The following is a 588-nucleotide window of genomic DNA, read 5'->3' as shown; positions in this document are numbered from 1 at the left end:
GACATAGCACGACTCAAATCATGGACAGCGAAACAACTGATTCAATATCTTGCAGAGCACAATGTCAGGCAAATTCTGGATCAACTGGCTTTTTATAAAAAAGCCCATAAAACTGATCGCGCTTATCAATTCTGGCAGGAGGGCGTGCATCCAGAACTGATTCAAAATGAAGAGATGATGCGGCAAAAGATCGAATATATTCACCAAAATCCGGTCAAACGGGGTTATGTGGATGAAGCCGTACACTGGCGATACTCCAGCGCAAAAGATTACGCCGGAACGGCTGGATTATTGGAAATTTGTCGGGCATGGTAGCAAGGTATGCATTCCCACGCAGGAGCGTGGGAACGAGTGAAAGCTTTCTTGAAGCCGCGATGGGCGAAACCGAGGTTGCCTGACAGGTTATCCCCTGCCCGATAGAGCAACAGCCGGTATAGAAAGAGCGCACTCAGCGCTCTTTTTTAACTATTCCTTACAGTGCCTTCCGTTCAAAGAACAGCCCTATTCTTACCTTTTCAGTTATGCCGATCTGTGTAATTATTAATGCTCCATGGAACAGTCACCCGCCTGATCAGGGATATGGTGTCT

1 pseudogene is annotated in these 588 nt (G+C 46.8%); it reads left to right on the top strand.

Annotated elements, in window-relative coordinates:
* Positions 1 to 315: pseudogene (locus ACQY8X_RS21105) on the top strand (REP-associated tyrosine transposase); the annotation flags it as partial.
* Positions 316 to 588: the final 273 nt, after the last annotated feature.

The sequence above is a fragment of the Amphritea sp. genome, assembly GCF_050300915.1.
Taxonomy (GTDB): Bacteria; Pseudomonadota; Gammaproteobacteria; order Pseudomonadales; family Balneatricaceae; genus Amphritea.
This window is presented reverse-complemented; position numbering and strand designations above follow the sequence as displayed.